Annotated in this window: 20 protein-coding genes and 2 tRNA genes; 15 read left to right on the top strand and 7 right to left on the bottom strand. The window is 69.0% G+C overall.

All coding sequences use genetic code 11. The annotated features are described in order from the left end of the window. Positions 1-168 precede the first annotated feature (168 nt). Positions 169-927 carry an SDR family NAD(P)-dependent oxidoreductase gene (locus tag ACZ5Y9_RS05675; protein WP_464472515.1) on the bottom strand — a complete coding sequence of 253 codons (759 nt, stop codon included), beginning with the start codon at positions 925-927 and terminating at the stop codon, positions 169-171. A gap of 49 nt (positions 928-976) precedes the next feature. Between ACZ5Y9_RS05675 and ACZ5Y9_RS05680 the strand changes: the two genes are divergently transcribed. The 7 genes from ACZ5Y9_RS05680 (at position 977) to ACZ5Y9_RS05710 (ending at position 5,841) form a co-directional block, all read left to right on the top strand. Beyond that, positions 977-1,468, top strand: a complete 492-nt coding sequence (locus tag ACZ5Y9_RS05680) for an FBP domain-containing protein (RefSeq protein ID WP_247623208.1) — start codon at positions 977-979, stop codon at positions 1,466-1,468. 45 nt (positions 1,469-1,513) lie between these two features. After that, positions 1,514-2,311: an enoyl-CoA hydratase/isomerase family protein gene (locus tag ACZ5Y9_RS05685; RefSeq protein ID WP_247632773.1), complete on the top strand. Its 798-nt coding sequence runs from the start codon at positions 1,514-1,516 to the stop codon at positions 2,309-2,311. Between the two features lie 119 nt (positions 2,312-2,430). Continuing rightward, complete coding sequence (locus ACZ5Y9_RS05690) at positions 2,431-3,474, top strand: hypothetical protein (RefSeq protein WP_464472516.1); 1,044 nt, start codon at positions 2,431-2,433, stop codon at positions 3,472-3,474. Next, on the top strand, positions 3,471-4,274 hold the full coding sequence (locus ACZ5Y9_RS05695) for an inositol monophosphatase family protein (RefSeq protein WP_464472517.1): 804 nt from the start codon (positions 3,471-3,473) through the stop codon (positions 4,272-4,274). The genes ACZ5Y9_RS05690 and ACZ5Y9_RS05695 overlap by 4 nt, the downstream gene beginning before the upstream one ends. Positions 4,275-4,475: 201 nt before the next feature. Further along, positions 4,476-5,591, top strand: a complete 1,116-nt coding sequence (locus tag ACZ5Y9_RS05700) for a M23 family metallopeptidase (protein ID WP_440748731.1) — start codon at positions 4,476-4,478, stop codon at positions 5,589-5,591. 68 nt (positions 5,592-5,659) lie between these two features. Next, positions 5,660-5,731 (top strand) — tRNA-Thr (locus tag ACZ5Y9_RS05705). Positions 5,732-5,767: 36 nt separating this feature from the next. Further along, positions 5,768-5,841: transfer RNA gene (locus ACZ5Y9_RS05710), tRNA-Met, on the top strand. 40 nt (positions 5,842-5,881) lie between these two features. Here ACZ5Y9_RS05710 and ACZ5Y9_RS05715 read toward each other — a convergent pair. From ACZ5Y9_RS05715 to ACZ5Y9_RS05740, 6 genes are all read right to left on the bottom strand, one after another. Beyond that, a complete protein-coding gene (locus ACZ5Y9_RS05715) occupies positions 5,882-6,976 on the bottom strand; it encodes an FUSC family protein (RefSeq protein ID WP_464472518.1) in 1,095 nt (364 codons plus the stop codon). Next, entirely contained in the window at positions 6,976-7,182 is a 207-nt protein-coding gene (locus ACZ5Y9_RS05720; protein WP_247623203.1) for a CDGSH iron-sulfur domain-containing protein, read from the bottom strand. The genes ACZ5Y9_RS05715 and ACZ5Y9_RS05720 overlap by 1 nt, the downstream gene beginning before the upstream one ends. Continuing rightward, positions 7,179-8,216 carry an iron-containing redox enzyme family protein gene (locus ACZ5Y9_RS05725; RefSeq protein ID WP_464472519.1) on the bottom strand — a complete coding sequence of 346 codons (1,038 nt, stop codon included), beginning with the start codon at positions 8,214-8,216 and terminating at the stop codon, positions 7,179-7,181. The genes ACZ5Y9_RS05720 and ACZ5Y9_RS05725 overlap by 4 nt, the downstream gene beginning before the upstream one ends. A 54-nt stretch (positions 8,217-8,270) precedes the next feature. Continuing rightward, positions 8,271-8,708 (bottom strand): SRPBCC family protein, encoded by a 438-nt coding sequence (locus ACZ5Y9_RS05730; RefSeq protein ID WP_247623201.1) that lies wholly within the window; start codon positions 8,706-8,708, stop codon positions 8,271-8,273. 61 nt (positions 8,709-8,769) lie between these two features. Continuing rightward, positions 8,770-9,240: a heme-degrading domain-containing protein gene (locus ACZ5Y9_RS05735; RefSeq protein ID WP_247623200.1), complete on the bottom strand. Its 471-nt coding sequence runs from the start codon at positions 9,238-9,240 to the stop codon at positions 8,770-8,772. 95 nt (positions 9,241-9,335) lie between these two features. Further along, on the bottom strand, positions 9,336-10,190 hold the full coding sequence (locus ACZ5Y9_RS05740; protein WP_247623199.1) for an SDR family oxidoreductase: 855 nt from the start codon (positions 10,188-10,190) through the stop codon (positions 9,336-9,338). Positions 10,191-10,284: 94 nt separating this feature from the next. Between ACZ5Y9_RS05740 and ACZ5Y9_RS05745 the strand changes: the two genes are divergently transcribed. The 8 genes from ACZ5Y9_RS05745 to glmM all read left to right on the top strand — a co-directional run bounded on the left by ACZ5Y9_RS05745 (position 10,285) and on the right by glmM (position 17,273). Further along, complete coding sequence (locus tag ACZ5Y9_RS05745) at positions 10,285-10,650, top strand: winged helix-turn-helix transcriptional regulator (RefSeq protein ID WP_247623198.1); 366 nt, start codon at positions 10,285-10,287, stop codon at positions 10,648-10,650. A gap of 115 nt (positions 10,651-10,765) precedes the next feature. After that, positions 10,766-12,307 (top strand): APC family permease, encoded by a 1,542-nt coding sequence (locus tag ACZ5Y9_RS05750; RefSeq protein WP_464472520.1) that lies wholly within the window; start codon positions 10,766-10,768, stop codon positions 12,305-12,307. 80 nt (positions 12,308-12,387) lie between these two features. Further along, positions 12,388-13,230 carry a tRNA pseudouridine(38-40) synthase TruA gene (gene truA / locus ACZ5Y9_RS05755; protein ID WP_404597523.1) on the top strand — a complete coding sequence of 281 codons (843 nt, stop codon included), beginning with the start codon at positions 12,388-12,390 and terminating at the stop codon, positions 13,228-13,230. Between the two features lie 74 nt (positions 13,231-13,304). After that, a complete protein-coding gene (locus ACZ5Y9_RS05760; protein ID WP_247624723.1) occupies positions 13,305-13,973 on the top strand; it encodes an endonuclease/exonuclease/phosphatase family protein in 669 nt (222 codons plus the stop codon). 32 nt (positions 13,974-14,005) lie between these two features. Further along, a complete protein-coding gene (locus tag ACZ5Y9_RS05765) occupies positions 14,006-14,758 on the top strand; it encodes an MBL fold metallo-hydrolase (protein WP_464472521.1) in 753 nt (250 codons plus the stop codon). Between the two features lie 181 nt (positions 14,759-14,939). Continuing rightward, the gene (rplM, locus tag ACZ5Y9_RS05770) at positions 14,940-15,386 is read left to right on the top strand and encodes a 50S ribosomal protein L13 (protein WP_102194388.1); all 447 of its coding nucleotides are present in this window, start codon (positions 14,940-14,942) and stop codon (positions 15,384-15,386) included. A gap of 27 nt (positions 15,387-15,413) precedes the next feature. Beyond that, positions 15,414-15,899 carry a 30S ribosomal protein S9 gene (rpsI, locus tag ACZ5Y9_RS05775; protein WP_247623194.1) on the top strand — a complete coding sequence of 162 codons (486 nt, stop codon included), beginning with the start codon at positions 15,414-15,416 and terminating at the stop codon, positions 15,897-15,899. Positions 15,900-15,914: 15 nt separating this feature from the next. Further along, complete coding sequence (glmM, locus tag ACZ5Y9_RS05780) at positions 15,915-17,273, top strand: phosphoglucosamine mutase (RefSeq protein ID WP_247623193.1); 1,359 nt, start codon at positions 15,915-15,917, stop codon at positions 17,271-17,273. The last annotated feature ends 67 nt before the right edge of the window (positions 17,274-17,340 follow it).

Here is a 17,340-nt window from a genome sequence, read left to right on the forward strand (position 1 = left end):
TTTCGTCATGCCAACTCTCGAGCGGGAGTAGGGCGGTCGAGGGTGTGCGTGGGAATAGCGATCTGCGATCCTTGTAGAGGGTATGGAACGAAGAGATACGCGGATTCCCCACCAGAAAGGCCCCGCGATCGCGGGGCCTTCTTCGTTTTCGGTTCACCTCCACGGCGCTCACCGCAAGTAAGAAGCCCCGTTGAGATCGAGCACCGCTCCCGACGCCCACTGCGCCTCGGGAGAGGTGAGGTAGACGACCGCGGCGGCGACCTCCTCGGGCGTGCCGACGCGGCCGAACGGACTCTGGGCGCGCACGGAATCGCCCTCCGCCCCTACGAGCTTCGACTGCTGACGTTCGGTCGCGACGAAGCCGGGGGAGACGGTCGCGACGGCGATGCCGTGCGGAGCCAGCGCCACGGCCAGCGACTGGCCGAGGGCGTGCAGACCCGCCTTCGCGGCGCCATAGGCGGGGAAGTCGGGCTCGCCGCGGTCGGCGCCGCGTGAACCGATGTTCACGATCGATCCGCCCGCACCCGCGCGGATGAGCGCGTTCGCGACGAGATAGGAGACGTTGGCCGCGGCGCGGAGGTCGACGTCGAGCATTCGCGTCCATGCCTCCTGCCAGGTGGCGTAGTCCACGGCATCCACCCGATGGAAGGTCGCCGAGCTCGGCGCGATCGCCGCGTTGTTCACGAGCACGTCGATGACCCCGAGCGCCGCGGTCGCCTCGTCGACGATGGCCGCCGCATCCGTCGGGTCCGAGAGATCGCCGCCCACCAGGTGATGGCCGTCGCCGTGCAGCAGGGCGAGCGTCTCGGCAGCGGAATCCCGGTCGCTGCCGTAGTGCACCGCGACGCGATCGCCGCGAGCGCTCAGCGCGATCGCGGTGGCCCGGCCGATGCCGCGGGATGCTCCGGTGACGAGTGCGTGTGCCATCCCGCCACTCTACGAGCCGTTCCCACCCGCGACTTCCTAGACTGGGACGATGCGAGCGCTCACCGAAGCAGACGTCCGGGCATCGTTCGTCAATGCGGATGCCGACGAACTCCGGGTCATGGAGATGCCGCACGACTTCGTGCTGGTCGACTGGGACTACCTCGATTTCTTCGCGTGGCGCGATCCGGGCGCCGGGCGCCGCGGGTACGTGCTGATCCCGCACGACGGCGAGATCGTCGGCATCGTGCTGCGCGCCTCCGACCCGGGGCGCGGCCGATCGGGCATGTGCGATATCTGCCGCACCATGCAGCCGGGCAACCAGGTCACGCTGTTCTCGGCGCGACGGGCGGGGGAAGCGGGGCAGCGGGGCGACTCGTTCGGCACCTACATCTGCGCCGACCTCTCGTGCCACGAGAACGTGCGGCTCGCACACCCGCTCGCGCCGAACGAGGTCCTGGCCGACGGGCAGGTCGACTTCCGCCTCGACGGCACTCGCCGCCGCATGGAGGCGTTCGTCTCGCGGGTGTGGCAGTACGCCTGACCGCGATTACGCTGGACGCAACGTCCTGTGCTCGAAGGAGAAGCCATGAGCGATGCCATCCTGTTCTCGGTCGATGAGGGGATGGCTCGGCTCACGCTGAACCGCCCGGCTCGGCTCAACGCCTTCAACGCCGATCTCGCGCACGCGTGGCGCGACGCCACGGGTGAGGCGACGTCGCGTTCCGATGTGAAGGCGATCCTGATCGATGCGGCGGGGCCCGCATTCTGCGCCGGCGGTGACGTGATCGACATGGCGACCACGATGGGGTCGGGCGATGAGATCACGGCTCTGGCAGAGGTCATCAACACCGGCATCCGCTCGCTGACGGAATCGTCGGTGCCGGTCGTCGCGGCCGCGCACGGCACGACCGCGGGCGGAGGACTCGGGATTCTGCTCAGCAGCGACTACGCGGTGGTCGGCTCGCGATCGCGGCTCGGTAGCCTCTACGCGAACATCGGCCTCACCCCCGACCTGTCGGTCTCGGCGCAGCTCGCCCGAGCGGTCGGGCAACGTCGAGCGCTGCAGCTGGTGCTGCAGGATCGCCTGCTCACCGCCGACGAAGCGGTGGAGTGGGGCCTCGCGGCCGAGACGGTGACGGGCGAGGACTCGGCGGCCGAGGCCGCCCTCGTGCGGGCTCGCGGCGAGGAGATCGCCCGCTTCTGGCTCGCCGGTGCCGCGGATGCCTACGGGCAGGCGAAGCACCTGGTGCGCGCGCAACCCGAGCGCACCTTCGCCGAGCAGCTGACCGCGGAGGCGCTCTCGATCGGCGCCGCGATGCAGACGCCCGACGCGCAGGCGCGGATCGCCGCGTTCGCCGCCGCGTCCGCGAAGAAGGCCGGCTGACCCGGACTGCACCGACGTCGGCTTTCGGATGCTTGTGCACATCCGGGGCGTCGGGGCAGTGCCCGCGCCTGCTCGCATGGCAGGATGAGGGGCAACGCCGCTAGAGGGGGAGGGTCGTCATGTCCCAGCCGGAGACCGTGACCGAAGAGAAGAAGAACATGTCGCTCCTGATCAGGGGAGCGATCTGGATCGCCATCGGGGCTCTGATCGCCGCAGCGCTCGTCTGCGTCGTGTGGGTGCTGATCGGTGACCAGGACGGCCTGATCGGCCGGGCATTCCTCACGATCCTGCTGTTCGCCGGATTCGCGGGCATCGCGATCCTCGAGGCGGGACTCGCACCCAAGCGCCCCGACTGGCTGGCGCTCACCAGCATGGTCACCTGGATCATCGCGCTGATCGTCGGTGCCTTCAAGATCTGGCTGCCCGAAGACGACTACTACTTCAACGGAGCGGCGCGGTTCTTCCAGCTGCTCCTCGTGGTCGGCATCCTGCAGCTCGCGCTGCTGCACGTGCGCCTCTTCACCCCGGCTGCACAGCGCCACCCCACCACGTTCAACCGGGTGATCTACATCATCACGGTCGTCTTCCTTGGCGGCCTCGTGGCGATGCTCGTGTTCTATCTGACCTTCCCCGACTCGTTCGAGTACGTCGAGCTCTACTGGCGGATCGTCGTCGCGTTGACGATCCTCGCCGCCGTCGGAACGACGCTCGTTCCTCTGCTCAACGCGCTCTTCGCTCCGAAGAAGCCCGCGCAGCAAGCGCCTCCGGCGAGCGCGTTCCTCTCGTGGCCGACGTTCGCCGACGGTGTGACGCCGCTGCCCGCACTGCCCGACGGCAGCCCCGACTGGAACGCCTACTACACGGGACAGCCCACGGCGTACGTTCCGCAGGCTGCGCTCCCAGCGACGTCGTTCCCGGTGGCGCCCGAGCCGCAGGCTCCCACGGTTCCCGGAGTTCCTCCGGTACCGACCGCTCCCGCCGAACCCGGATTCGCGTACCCGAGCGCGCCCCCGCAGCCTGCCGCTCCGCAGGCAGCGCCGCCGCAGCCGGCGCCCCCTCAGTCCGCACCCCCGCAGTCGGCGCCCTCGCAGTCGGCGCCCTCGGCTCCGCACACGCAGGAAGCCTTCCCGCCGCCGCCTCCCGCCCCGCGTCCTCCGCAGTGAGCGGCGAGATCGAGGTCGAGCTCGCCGAACTCGCGCAGGAGATCGCACGCGAGGCCGGCGCGCTCGCGCAGCGCCGTCGCCGCGAGGGTGTCACGCTCGCGGCGACCAAGACCACGCTGGCCGACATCGTCACCGAGGCCGACCGCGAGGTCGAGGCCCTGATCCGCACCCGGCTCGACGCGGCGCGGCCGGGTGACGGGTTCCTCGGCGAGGAGTCCGAGGCGGCGCAGGGCGAGACCGGCATCACGTGGGTCGTCGACCCGATCGACGGCACCGTGAACTACGCCACCGGCATCCCCGCCTACAACGTCAGCATCGCCGCCGTGCGCGGAACGGCAGACCCGGCGAGCTGGGAGCATCTCGCCGGAGTCGTGTTCGCACCCGCGCTGGGTGAGCTGTTCTCGGCCGCGCGCGGGCACGGCGCCTGGCTGGGTGACGAACGACTCGCGGTCACCGACGAGACGCCGGCAGGCGCGCTGCTGGCGACGGGCTTCGGATACGACCCGGCCACGCACGACGGCGACATCGAGACGGTGAGGCGCGTGATGCCGATCGCGAGGGACCTGCGGCGGATGGGAGCGGCGGCGCTCGACCTCGCCTACGTCGCCGCCGGACGCCTCGACGGATACTTCGAGCGCGGTCTGAAGCCCTGGGATTTCGCGGCCGGGGCACTGCTCGTCCGCGAGGCCGGAGGCGAGGTCTCCCGCTTCGACGTCGACACGGCGCGCCCCCTGATCGTCGCCGGCGGGAGCGCCGTGCATGCGCGCCTGATCGAACGGATCGGCGTGAAAGATGAATGACTCATGGCTTTCCCAGCCGAGGCGAGGTAGTGTTTACGCGATCGTTATTTCCGCCGCCCGAAGGCGGATCATGAGTAAGCGCCCCCGAGCTTGACGTACGACCCCGAGAGAATCGTTTTGCCCTTCGAGAATCCCCAGGCTGAATCTGCGCCCACGCGCCGCTCCAGCCGACTCCGCACTCAGGCCCACGAGGCCACCGCGGTGGGAGAGACGGCGACAGCCTCTGCATCCCCCGCGGCCACCGAGACCTCCGCGCCGCTGTCCCGTCGCGCCGCCCGCATGCTGGCGGCCGAGGCCATCGCCGCCGACGAGTCCGTCGAGAAGATCGCCGCACCCGACGAGGTCGTCTCCGAGCTCGGCGAATCGACGCCGAAGCCGGCCAAGGTCCCCCTCGTGGTGAGCGACGAGCCGATCATCATCGACGGCCCCGCCATCCCCGCGCCGACCGAGAACCTCATCGACGCGTTCGAGCAGGCCTCGCAGGCGTTCAAGGGATCGGCGTTCCACCGCGCGACCGCCTCCGTGCCCGTCGAGAAGTCGTCGATCGAAGAGATCGTGCACCTCGCCCCGCGCCGCTCCGGCCGCATCCGCAAGGTCGTCACCGTCGGGGCCTCCCTCGGTGTCATGAGCCTCGCAGGCCTCCTCGCGGTCTCCATGACCCTTCCCGCCGAAGCCCTCGCCGCCGTGCAGGGCACCTCGGCCGCCTCCGCGTCGCTGGTCGCCCCCGCTGCCGCCGACGAGAAGTCCGCGGCCTCCGATGAGATCCAGGCCTTCGTCACGTCGTCCGACGTGCAGAACGAAGCTCTCGACCGCGGCGACGACTTCAGCACGATCTCCCTCGTCGAGGTCGCCGCCGAACAGGGCATCAACTACTCCAACGAGGTCTTCACCAACGACCCCGAGGCCGCCATCCAGTGGCCGTTCCTCGTCGGCGTCGGCATGAGCTACGGCTACGGCATGCGCAGCGGCCGTCTGCACGAGGGCATCGACTTCGTTCCCGGCAACGGCGCTCCCGTCCAGGCCATCGCCGACGGCACGGTGCGCCTCGCGACCGAGCAGGGCGGCGCCTACGGCGTCACCGTGTACATCGACCACGTCATCGACGGCGAGGTCATCACGAGCCACTACGCGCACATGCAGTACGGCTCGCTGCAGGTGAAGACGGGCGACAAGGTCACCGTCGGAACCGTGATCGGCAAGACCGGCAACACCGGCCGTTCGTACGGCGCGCACATGCACTTCGAGCTCATCGTCAACGGATCGACCATCGATCCGCTGCCGTGGCTCAAGGCGAACGCCGGTCGCTACGAGTATTGACCGGCTCGATTTCATGAGGACGCCACAGTGATGGTATTCTCGTGTGGTTGCCCCGCGAGGGGCAGCACGCCCCGATAGCTCAGTGGCAGAGCACTTCCATGGTAAGGAAGGGGTCGTCAGTTCAATCCTGACTCGGGGCTCGCAGCATTCGTCTCTGCAGAACGCGGATGCGTCGCGGCAGGGTAGCTCAGCTGGTCAGAGCGCACGACTCATAATCGTGAGGTCGCGGGTTCAAGCCCCGCTCCTGCTACAGGAATTCACCCCGGTCTTCGGACCGGGGTTTTCTGTTGCTACGCGACTTCCGCCGACGGAGAGTCGACGGGAGGGCGGCTGAGGATCAGGATTCGCCGCAGATGCATCGCCGCGAGCACACCGGGGCCGATCGACTGACGCAACTCGATCGTGCGATCATCGACCGTCTCGAGGAGGAGACGCACGGCGCGCGTCGCCTCTCCTCGAATGCGATGCGCCTCGGCCGACGTCGGATCCTCGAGAGCGATCACGTCGGCGACCGCATGGCAGGCGGCGGTCAGCGGAGCGGGGAGTTCGAGATCGAGGTCGATCGCCGCGGGGCGATCCCAGATCGTGTCCGCGAGCGAGTCCGCGATGTCCCTGATGTGCTGCGAGATCCGCTCCAACGCCTCCAGCTGTCGGTGCGCATCGTCGGTCTCCCCGCGTCGACCCCACGCGCGGGGATTGCCTCGGCGACTCTCGTCCGCCTCGACGAGAGCGAAGCGCAGCGAACGTGCCGTCTCCGCGAGCGAGGTCGCGTCGTCGGCCCACTGCTCCTTCTCGGGCGGCCACGAATCCGACACCGCCTCACCGATATCGTGCAGGTGCGTCGCGAGTCGCTCGCGGAAGAGACGCAGGCTTGCCGTCGCCTCGGCGGTGAGCGGTGCCGGCGCGATCGCCAGATTCACGACGAGCCCCACGACGACCCCGACCGACATCTGGGTGAGGTATCCCAGGGAGTAGTCGTCGGCATTCTGCCCGCCGATGATCAGCACGAAGAGGGCGGCCATGGGCACGTACTCGCGCCCCACCCCGAACCACCCCGTGCCCGAGAGGAGCACCCCGAGCCCGACGACGATCGGGATGGACCACCACGTCGGACCCACCGTGAGCACGATGATCGAGGCCAGCCCGATGCCGGCGGCGAGTCCGAGCAGGGTCTGGAGCCCGGACTTCACCGACCCCATCAGCGTCGGGTACATGCTCACCAGCGCGCCGAGGGGTGCGTAATAGGGGTACTCGTCGGTGACCCCCGGCATGTATCGCGCGATGAACCACGCGATCCCGACGGCCAGCGCGGTCTTCGCGACCAGCAGAAGTCGTGCGGGACGCGTCGCTGCCTGCAGCGCCGAACGGAAGGGCGGGCGACGCATCAATCCTCGGTGCGGAAGCCCGCGGGTTTGTGCGTGCCGTCGCAGAAGGGCTTGATGGCCGACAGCCCGCAGCGGCAGAGGGCGATCGTGCGCCGGTGGCGCTCGATCGGCGCGCCCTCGGCATCGACAAGGTCGATGTCTCCCCGGACCAGGAGGGGCCCGTCGGGATACGCGGTGATCGTCGGATGCTCGTCGTGCACGCTCATACGTCCCCCCGCTCTCGGAGCGAGGACTCGTCGCGCGACCAGGCCTCGAGGATGTGCTCCCCGACCCAGCCGTCCACCGCGAGGCAGGCGGCGGCTCCGAACATGATGTCCGGCAGCAGATCCGGTCGGTCCTCGGCGAGTCCACCGGCGAGATCGCGAGCGGCGATCTGCTCGTGCACGGCGTCCGCTTCGACGTGCTCGTCGAAGTAGTCGGTGACGTCCTCGCCGTAGCCGAGTCGACGCAGGCCGTCGGCATAGAGCTTGTTTGGGATCGACGACGTCATCTCGAAGGCCGCCAGATGGCCGACGATCGCACCGACCAGCCGACGGTTCAGTCCGAACATCGACATCATGTTGTGCGACGCGAGAGTGATCGCCGGCACATCGTCGACGTAGGTGCCATACGTGTCGTCGAGGTCCGCACCGCGCATCGCGGCGGCGAAGATCTCCGCGTGCACGCGCTCGGGGCGCCCACCGCCGTACTCGTCGGACTGGATCTCGACGAGCGCCGCCTTCGCCCGGCCGGTGAGCCTCGGGATCGCCCACGAGTGGGGGTCAGCCTCGCGCAGCGTGTAGACGGAACGCTGCAGGAAGAACTCGCGGGCCTGCTCAGGGGTCGCCTTGCGGGCGAGGTAACGCGAGAGGCTGGGTCCGTCGTCGTCCGCGGCGAGGGCGAACAGCGCGCGCCCGACGGCATCGACGGTGGGCTCCGGCATCTCCGGAATCGGAACGACATCGCGCAGGCGCTGCTCGAAGGCCGCCTCCAGCACACCACGGACCGCGATCAGCTCGGGATCCCACTCCAGGCGAGGATCCAGTCCGGGGAGCGAACCGTACGCGGAGGCGTAGAGCAGGAAGAGCGCCAGCTGCACGTCGTCGTCGTGCAGGAGATCGGATGCCTCGGCCACCGCGGCCTGCGCACTCCGCACGGTCACGGCATCCGCTTCGCCGGTCAGGCGCTTCCGCACCGCATCGCCGAGTGGGCCGCGCGGGGAGGGGAGCGGGGCGTGGGAAGTGAGGAGAGGGGAGGTCATGTGCTTCTCCGATCAGTGAGGCGGGTGCAGTGTTCTGCGCTGGCGACCGAAGGGTCAGCGAGCGCGGCCCTCGGCGAGGTACGCCAGCCGGTTCAGGGTCTCCGCATTGCGGAAGCGAAGGAGCGGCGTGGTGATCAGGCTCGGCAGCAGTGTCGCGGGCCCTTTCACCGGCTCCTCATCGATGCGCACCATGGCGCCGCCGTCCCACGCGCGGACCCTCAGGGTCACCCGAGCCTCTCCGATCGGCCAGCCCTTCGCGCGGATGACCATGCGATTCGGGGGCGACCACTCCTCGACGACGGTGGTGTCGTCGAGGAGGGCGGGCCAGACACCGACCGAGTGATGCAGCTGGGATCCCTCGGCGGGCCAGGTCTCATCGACCTCGCGCATCCGCGAGGCGCCGACGACCCAGGCCGGGTACAGCCATCCGTTCTCGAGCACCTCAAAGACATCCGCCGGGGTGCATCGGAGCGTGCGCACGTTCTTCGCCATGCGACCACCATCGCGCGTCGAGCGCCCCGGGCCCAGGGGGTTGACGCGGCGGAGGATCGTCTCAGCGCGAGAGGTGCGCGCGCAGCGCCTCCACGACCAGAGCGTGGTCGGCGTGCATCTCGAGGCCGCTCACACCGATCGCGCCCGCGAGCGTTCCGCCGATCCGGATCGGGAACCCGCCGCCCGCCGCTGCGTACAGCGCGGGGTCGAGACGGGATGAGCGCTCGAAGTCCTCGCCCCGGGAGAGGAAGTCGTAGTGCACGCCCAGAGAAGAGCGGCCGAAGTGCTCGACGACGCGGAACTTCCGCTCCAGCCAGGCGTCGTTGAGGGCGCTCGTGCCCGGCGCCGCCATGTGGAAGGCGCGTTGGCCCCCGAGGACCACCGACACGACGATCGGCAACGCGTCGGCGACGGCACGCGCGCGCAGCCAGGCGCCCACCTCCCAGGCATCCGTCACGGTGAAACGATCGACATCCAACTCCCGCTCCTCGGCGGTGATCGCGTCGAGGGCGGCCTGTGCATCGATGCTCATACTCGTGAGACTAGCGGCCCGCCCGCGCCCGGGCGCAGAAAAGCCCGGAATCCGCGAGGGACACCGGGCCTTCTGCGACGGAGATGCCGTCGAGGTCACGCCAGCGGGCGGAGACCCTCCACGAGAGGAGTGGTCGGGCGGCCGATCAGACGCGCGAGCGTGCCGTCGGTGTCGGCCAGTGCGCCGTCGCGGATGCCGGCGTCGAGCGCGGTGACGAAGCCGACGGTTCCGGCGTCGAGACCCGCGGACTCGAGAGCGGCGGCGTGCTCCTCGGCGGTCAGCGCGCGGTACTCGACGGGGCTGCCGATGACCTCGGCGATCGCGGCGGCGAGCTCGTCGTAGGTCCATGCGACGTCGCCGCCGAGCTCGTACGCCTGGCCGAGGTGGCCATCTTCGAGCAGCACGACCGCCGCGGCATCCGCGAAGTCCTTGCGGCTCGCCGAGGCCACGCGGCCATCGCCGACGCTGGCCGCCAGGACGCCGGTCTCGCGGGCCTGCGCGATGTTACCGGCGTAGTTCTCGGTGTACCAGTTGTTCCGCAGGATCACGGCGGGGATGCCGGACGCGGCGATGAGCTCCTCGGTCGCCTTGTGCTCGGGGGCGAGCACGAGATCGCTCGTCGGGGCCTTCGGAGCACTCGTGTAGACGAGCTTGCCGACTCCGGCCGCCTTCGCCGCGTCGATGACGGCCTGGTGCTGCGCGGTGCGGCGACCGACCTCGGAACCCGAGATCAGGAGCACCGAGTCGACGCCCTCGAGGGCTGCCGCGATCGTGTCGGCCCGGTCGTAGTCGACGACCGCGGTGCGCACGCCGCGGGCGGCGATGTCGGATGCCTTGGTGAGGTCGCGCACCCCCGCGACGATCGACGACGGCTCCGCGCCGCGCTCGAGGAGGCTGTCGATGACGAGGCGGCCGAGCTGTCCGGTGGCGCCGGTGACGAGAATGGTCATGAGGGTCCTTTCGTGGGAATGACACCTTCGACAACCCCGCGCTGGTTCAAAACCTTCCGACCTGCGGGTACCCACTTTGAAGTAAGGTACCTACATGACGGTGAGTTATGCGCAGATCCGGGAGAGCACCCCGCTCGTCTTCGAGCAGGGGTGTAGCACCCGCGTGATCCTCGACCACGTGATGAGCAAGTGGGGCGTTCTCGTTCTCTCGTCGTTGTCGGACGGAACGCTGCGCTGGGGAGAGCTGCGCCGCGAGGTCGACGGCATCAGCGAGAAGATGCTCGCCTCCACGCTGCGCACCCTCGCCGACGACGGCCTCGTGCACCGCGAGTCGTTCCCGACGGTGCCCCCGCACGTCGAATACAGCCTGACCCCGCTCGGGCGGGACCTCATGGAGCGGATGCTGCCGCTGATGGCTTGGATCGCCGACCACGCCGACGGGATGCTCGGGCGAAACTGAACTGCGGATTTCACTGAACTGCGGATTTCGTCGCGTGCGTACCCATTCGCGGATGGAATCAGTCGTTCGGAGAAAGTCATTGACGCGATAACCGCAATGGCCCTACTGTCTGACCATGGCAGCTACGACGCCCATCCACCTTGAACGGCCCGACGGCAAGGGGTTGGCGGCAGGCACACTCGGGCTCTGGGGTTCGACCGTCATCGGTCTCGCCTCCACCGCGCCCGTGTACTCGCTCGTCGCGACGCTCGGCTTCGTGGTCCTCGCGGTCGGCGCGCAGGCGCCCATCGCCTTCATCATCGCCTTCGTTCCGATGCTCCTCATCGCGTTCGCGTATCGAGAGCTCAACAACGCCGTGCCCGACTGCGGCACGACGTTCACCTGGGGCACCAAGGCGTTCGGCCCGTGGGTGGGCTGGATGGGCGGCTGGGGCGTCGCCGTCGCGGGCATGGTCGTGCTCGCCAACCTCGCGCAGATCGCCTCGGTCTACTTCTGGTCGTTGATCGGGCAGGACCTCGCCAACAACGACTGGCGCGTGGTCGTCGTGGCCGTCGTCTTCATCGCCGCGATGACGTGGGTGAGCTGGCGCGGGGTCGAGATCGGCGAGCGCATCCAGAACATCCTGCTCGGCATCCAGTACCTCGCCCTCGGCATCTTCATCGTCACTGCTCTCTGGCAGTTCTTCGCGGGAACGGCGCCGAACCCGACGCCCTTCGACATGGAGTGGCTGAACCCGTTCGCGTTCACCGACTGGTCGGGCTTCACCGAGGCCATCCTGCTCGCCCTCTTCATCTACTGGGGCTGGGACACCTGCCTCGCCCTGAACGAGGAGACCAAGGACCCGAAGCGCATCCCGGGCCGCGCGGCTCTGCTCACCACCGTCATCCTGCTCTTCACCTACGTCGCGGTCACGATCGCGGCCATGATGTACGCGGGCCTCGGCGAGACCGGCACGGGACTCGGCAACGAGGCCAACGCCGACGACTTCTTCCTCGCCATCAAGGACGGGCTGCTCGGACCGTTCGGGTGGGTTCTCGTGGTCTCGGTGATCATCTCGGCGATCTCCTCGACGCAGACCACGATCCTCCCGACCGCGCGCGGCACCCTCGCCATGGGCGTCTATCGTGCGCTTCCCGCGAGGTTCAAGGACGTGCACCCGAAGTACAAGACGCCGTCGTTCTCGACGATCGTCATGGGCGTGGTCGCCTCGGTCTACTACATCGGCATGACGCTCATCAGCGACAACATCCTGCAGGACTCGATCCTGTCGCTCGGCCTCGCGATCGCGTTCTACTACGCGATCACCGGCTTCGCCTGCGTCTGGTACTTCCGTCGTGACATCTTCCGCTCGCCGCGGGAGTTCTTCTTCAAGGGCCTCTTCCCCCTGCTGGGCGGACTGATGCTCACCGGAGCGTTCGTGCAGTCGGCGATCGACATGTGGGACGTCGACTACGGCTACACCGTGCTGTTCGGCATCGGCGGCACCTTCGTGATCGGCATCGGATCGCTGGCGTTCGGTCTCGTGTTGATGTTCGTCTGGTACCTGTTCCCGCGGTCGAAGCGGTTCTTCCGCGGCGAGAGCCTGAACCGCGACACCCAGGTGATGGTGCCGGATGAGCCGGCGACCACCATCCGTTCGATCGACGGCGGCATCTGACCCTTCCCGGATCGCAATGACGGCCCCGGCGTCCGCGGATGCTCCGGGGCCGTCGTCGTGGGTGTCCTAGGCTTGTCGACGTGCGCATCCGGCTCGACATCGCCTATGACGGAACCCACTTCCGCGGGTGGGCCCGGCAGCCGACGCTGCGCACCGTGCAGGGCACGCTCGAAGAGGCGCTGGCGCGGATCGTGGGTTCCGACGTGCGGCTGGTCGTCGCCGGACGCACGGATGCCGGAGTGCACGCCTCCGGCCAGGTCGCGCACGTCGACCTCGACGACGCGCAGTGGGCGCGCATCGAGTCCCGGCACGGACGCGCAGCCCTCGACCCGGCCGCCTCGATCGCCGGACGGATGCGCGGAGTGCTCGGCGCGTACTCCGATGTGGCGGTGCACCGTACCTCGATCGCGCCCGAGGGATTCGACGCGCGGTTCTCGGCGGTCTGGCGCCGCTACCGTTACCGGCTCGCGGATGAGATCGCCGGATTCGATCCGCTGCGCCGCCTCGACACGACGAGCGTGCGGGGCCGACTCGACGCATCGGCGATGGACGCCGCGGCGCAGACCCTCATCGGCCTGCACGACTTCGCCGCCTACTGCAAGCCCCGCGACGAGGCCACGACCATCCGTACGCTTCTCGACTACCGGTGGACCCGCGATCCCGAGGGAGTGCTGGTCGCCGAGGTCAAGGCCGACGCGTTCTGCCACAGCATGGTGCGCGCGCTCGTCGGCGCCTGCGTGGCCGTGGGGGAGGGACGACTGGACATCGGCGACCTCGTGGTGCTGCGCGACGCCCTCACTCGCACGAGCGAGTTCAAGGTGCTCGCCGCGCGGGGGCTGATCCTCACCGAGGTCGGCTATCCGGCCGACGATCTGCTCGCCGCGCGCGCCGAGCAGACGCGGGCGCGACGCGACAGCGAGTGAATCAATAACAGACCCGCGCGGCCAAGACAACCCGGAGCCCACCCATAGCGGCCGGGGGTAGCGTGGCAACGATCATGAAGGTCATCTCGTACAACCTCCGCAAGCACCGGGCCGCCAGCGAGCTCGTGGCGCTCGTCGGCGAGCACGATCCCGACATCCTGTGCCTGCAGGAGTGCGACGTGCAGCACCTGCCCGAGAGCATCGGAGGCCTCGTGCTCGCCGATGCGACGCAGGGCAACCGGTTGGGGCTGGCCCTCTACTACCGTTCGAGCACGTTCCGGTTGCGCGAGATCCGGGCGATCGGGCTCAAGAAGTCGCTGCACGACCGCATGCTCAAGCCCGCACACGAGCGCATCCTCGCCGCGCGGCTGGTCGACATCGACGAGGGGCGCGAGATCATCGTGGGGTCCTTCCACGCGGCTCCGCTCACGGCGCTGAACTCGCTGCGACGGCACCAGATCCGAGCGGCGCTGACGTCGCTGGCGGCCCTCGGCGACGGGCTGCCGCAGCTCATGGTCGGGGACTACAACTATCCGGTGTTCAAGGAGAATCTCGGCCAGGCCGTGCGGGATCACGGGTACGCCCTGACCCTCAGCGACGACCACACCTACACCCGCTATCGCGTGTTCCGGGGTCACTACGACTTCGCGACGTCGACGGGCTTCGAGATCGAGCGGATCACGACCCTGCCGCAGGGCACCAGCGATCATCGTCCGATCCTCGTCTCGGTGCATCCGGACTGACGCCGCAGACCCGGATGCCGCAGACTCGAAGCATGACGACGATTCCCGCAGTCCTGGTCGGCGGGCCGACGCTGTACTTCACGTACGGCGGTTACGGCTTCCTGACCGATCCGACGTTCGACGAACCCGGTGTGTACGAGGGAGGATCACGCCTGCGCAAGCTGACGGGTCCGGCCGTGCGTCCCTCCGCGCTCGGCCCGATCGACGTGGTGCTGCTGTCGCACGACGAGCACGCCGACAACCTCGACAACGCGGGTCGCGCCCTGCTGCCCGAGGTGCCGCTGGTGCTGGGCACGGCGGAGTCGGCGACGCGGATCCCGCAGGTCGCGGGGCTCGTACCGTGGCAGGAGCATCGGATCGGCGATGTCACCGTGACGGCGGTGCCCGCGCTCCACGGACCCGAGGGGGCGGAGGCCGTGGTCGGGTTCGTCACGGGTTTCGTGCTCGAGGCGCCCGGCGAGCCCACCGTCTACGTCTCGGGAGACAACGCCTCGGTCGATCTCGTGCGCCGCATCGGCGAGCGGTTCCCGGCGATCGCGATCGCCGTGCTGTTCACGGGCGCCGCGAACGTCGGCGCCTTCGGCGACACCGATCTCACGCTGAACGCGCGGACCGCGCTCGAGGCGGCGGGCGTGATGGCGGATGCCGTCATCGTGCCGGTGCACGCGGAGGGATGGCTCCACTTCTCGGAGACCCTCGAGCGGCTGGTCGGGATGTTCGAGCACGCCGAGCAGGGGCACCGGCTGCGTGTGCTGACGCCGGGGGAGCGGTCCGACCTCGCGTGAGGCCGGTTTGAGGGACCGCGCTCGGTAGAGTATGCTGTCTCTTTGGTGCCCGTGCCGCTCGTCGGCGGGGTGCATCATCCGAACGTGAGCCCTCCACTGGCGTGTTCCTCCCTCTCGGGAAGAACCACCCCGGAGTGGGATTCACGAACTTCTCCGTTCGACACAAGAAAGCAGCACTATCGTGACGCGCACTTACACCCCGAAGGCCGGCGAGGTCCAGCGTGACTGGGTCGTCATCGACGCCACCGACGTCGTTCTCGGCCGTCTCGCCTCGCACGCGGCAACGCTCCTGCGTGGCAAGCACAAGCCCACCTTCGCCAACCACATCGACTCCGGTGACTTCGTCATCATCGTGAACGCAGAGAAGGTCGCGCTCACGGGTCAGAAGCTCCAGAAGAAGCTGGCCTACCGCCACTCGGGTTACCCGGGCGGCCTCAAGTCGGTCACCTACGCCGAGCTCCTCGAGAAGAACCCGGTCCGCGCCGTGGAGAAGGCCATCCGTGGCATGCTCCCGAAGAACAGCCTCGGCCGCCAGCAGCTGTCCAAGCTCAAGGTGTACGTCGGTGCAGAGCACCCGCACGCCGCGCAGCAGCCCCAGCCGTACACCCTCGACCAGGTCGCCCAGTAAGCGCCGTACAGACTTAAGGACATACTCGTGGCTGACATCCAGGACACCACCGAAACCCCCCAGAGCTTCTCGACCTCGACCCCCGAGACCGATGCAGTCGAGGCGGCTCCCCGCCCCGTGCTCAGCGTTCCGGGCGCCGCAGTCGGTCGTCGCAAGCAGGCCATCGCCCGCGTGCGTCTGATCCCCGGCTCGGGCACGATCACGGTCAACGGCCGTTCGATCGAGGACTACTTCCCGAACAAGCTGCACCAGCAGCTCATCAACGACCCGTTCACGGTCCTCAACCTCGCCGGCGGCTATGACGTCATCGCGCGCATCTCCGGTGGTGGCCCCTCGGGCCAGGCCGGTGCGCTGCGTCTCGGCATCGCCCGTGCCCTCAACGGCATCGACGAGGAGAACAACCGCCCGACCCTGAAGAAGGCCGGCTTCCTCTCGCGCGACGCTCGCGTCAAGGAGCGCAAGAAGGCTGGACTCAAGAAGGCCCGCAAGGCGCCTCAGTACTCGAAGCGTTAAGGTCCACTGCTTCCGATGCCGATCTTTGGCACGGACGGTGTGCGGGGGCTTGCCAATGGCATCCTCACCGCCGACCTCGCGCTCACCCTGGCCCAGGCGACTGCTGTCGTCCTGGGCCAGGGCCGTACTGCGGAGGCACGCAAAGCCGAAGGCAAGCGTCTGACCGCAGTCGTGGCTCGCGACCCCCGGGTCTCGGGACACTTCCTGACCGCGGCGGTCGCCGCCGGTCTCGCCTCCTCGGGCGTCGACGTGCTCGAGGCGGGCGTCATCCCGACCCCCGCGCTGGCGTTCCTCGTCGCCGACCGTGACGCCGACTTCGGTGTCATGATCTCGGCGTCGCACAACGCGGCGCCCGACAACGGGATCAAGATCTTCGCGCGCGGCGGCGTCAAGCTGCCCGACGTCGTCGAGCAGCGCATCGAGGCCGCCATGTCCGGCGAGATGCTGCGCCCCACCGGCGAGGGCGTCGGTCGGATCGACCGGTTCTCGGATGCCGAGGACCGGTACGTCGTGCACCTCCTGGGGTCGCTGCCGAATCGGCTCGAGGGCATCAAGGTCGTGCTCGACTGCGCCCACGGCGCCGCCTCCGGCGTCTCGCCCGAGACCTTCCGCGACGCGGGAGCCGATGTCATCGTCATCGGTGCCGAACCCGACGGTCTCAACATCAACGACGGCGTCGGCTCGACGCACCTCGACAACCTCGCGGAGGCGGTCGTGCGTCTCGGTGCCGACATCGGCATCGCGCACGACGGCGATGCCGACCGCTGCCTCGCCGTGGACGCCGCGGGCAACGTCATCGACGGCGACCAGATCATGGCGATCCTCGCGGTGTCGATGAAGGAGCGCGGTCATCTCACCGACGACACGCTCGTCGCCACCGTGATGAGCAACCTCGGCCTGCACGTCGCCATGCGCGAGCACGGCATCACGGTGCGTCAGACCGCGGTGGGCGACCGCTACGTGCTCGAAGACATGAACGCCGGCGGCTTCGCCCTCGGCGGCGAGCAGTCCGGTCACGTGATCATGAGCGAGTTCGCCACCACTGGCGACGGCCTGCTCACCGGTCTGCACCTGGTCGCCGAGATGGCGCGCCAGGGCAAGACGATCGCCGAGCTCGCGGCCGTGATGACCGTCTACCCGCAGGTGCTCATCAACGTGCGTGGCGTCGACAAGGACCGTGTCGATGACGACGAGGTCGTCCAGGCCGCCGTCCGCGCGGTCGCGACCGAGCTGGGCGACACCGGTCGTGTGCTGCTGCGCAAGTCCGGCACCGAGCCGCTCGTGCGCGTCATGGTCGAGGCCGCCGATGCGGAATCCGCGCAGGCCTACGCCGACCGTCTCGCCGATATCGTGCGGGAGCGCCTCGCGCTCTGAGGATCCCGGCTCTTCACCGAGCGCAAGTCCCCGTCCTGAGCAGCCGCTCGCGCCCCTGCGGCCGACG

This window comes from Microbacterium sp. T3-8 (assembly GCF_055398145.1).

Bases quoted from the DNA above. Each gene is read 5' to 3' on its own strand.
- ACZ5Y9_RS05675 (WP_464472515.1), bottom strand. From the start codon at position 927: ATGGCACACGCACTCGTCACCGGAGCATCCCGCGGCATCGGCCGGGCC.
- ACZ5Y9_RS05680 (WP_247623208.1), top strand. From the start codon at position 977: ATGCGAGCGCTCACCGAAGCAGACGTCCGGGCATCGTTCGTCAATGCG.
- ACZ5Y9_RS05685 (WP_247632773.1), top strand. From the start codon at position 1,514: ATGAGCGATGCCATCCTGTTCTCGGTCGATGAGGGGATGGCTCGGCTC.
- ACZ5Y9_RS05690 (WP_464472516.1), top strand. From the start codon at position 2,431: ATGTCCCAGCCGGAGACCGTGACCGAAGAGAAGAAGAACATGTCGCTC.
- ACZ5Y9_RS05715 (WP_464472518.1), bottom strand. From the start codon at position 6,976: ATGCGTCGCCCGCCCTTCCGTTCGGCGCTGCAGGCAGCGACGCGTCCC.
- ACZ5Y9_RS05720 (WP_247623203.1), bottom strand. From the start codon at position 7,182: ATGAGCGTGCACGACGAGCATCCGACGATCACCGCGTATCCCGACGGG.
- ACZ5Y9_RS05725 (WP_464472519.1), bottom strand. From the start codon at position 8,216: ATGACCTCCCCTCTCCTCACTTCCCACGCCCCGCTCCCCTCCCCGCGC.
- ACZ5Y9_RS05730 (WP_247623201.1), bottom strand. From the start codon at position 8,708: ATGGCGAAGAACGTGCGCACGCTCCGATGCACCCCGGCGGATGTCTTT.
- ACZ5Y9_RS05735 (WP_247623200.1), bottom strand. From the start codon at position 9,240: ATGAGCATCGATGCACAGGCCGCCCTCGACGCGATCACCGCCGAGGAG.
- ACZ5Y9_RS05740 (WP_247623199.1), bottom strand. From the start codon at position 10,190: ATGACCATTCTCGTCACCGGCGCCACCGGACAGCTCGGCCGCCTCGTC.
- ACZ5Y9_RS05745 (WP_247623198.1), top strand. From the start codon at position 10,285: ATGACGGTGAGTTATGCGCAGATCCGGGAGAGCACCCCGCTCGTCTTC.
- ACZ5Y9_RS05750 (WP_464472520.1), top strand. From the start codon at position 10,766: ATGGCAGCTACGACGCCCATCCACCTTGAACGGCCCGACGGCAAGGGG.
- ACZ5Y9_RS05760 (WP_247624723.1), top strand. From the start codon at position 13,305: ATGAAGGTCATCTCGTACAACCTCCGCAAGCACCGGGCCGCCAGCGAG.
- ACZ5Y9_RS05765 (WP_464472521.1), top strand. From the start codon at position 14,006: ATGACGACGATTCCCGCAGTCCTGGTCGGCGGGCCGACGCTGTACTTC.
- glmM (WP_247623193.1), top strand. From the start codon at position 15,915: ATGCCGATCTTTGGCACGGACGGTGTGCGGGGGCTTGCCAATGGCATC.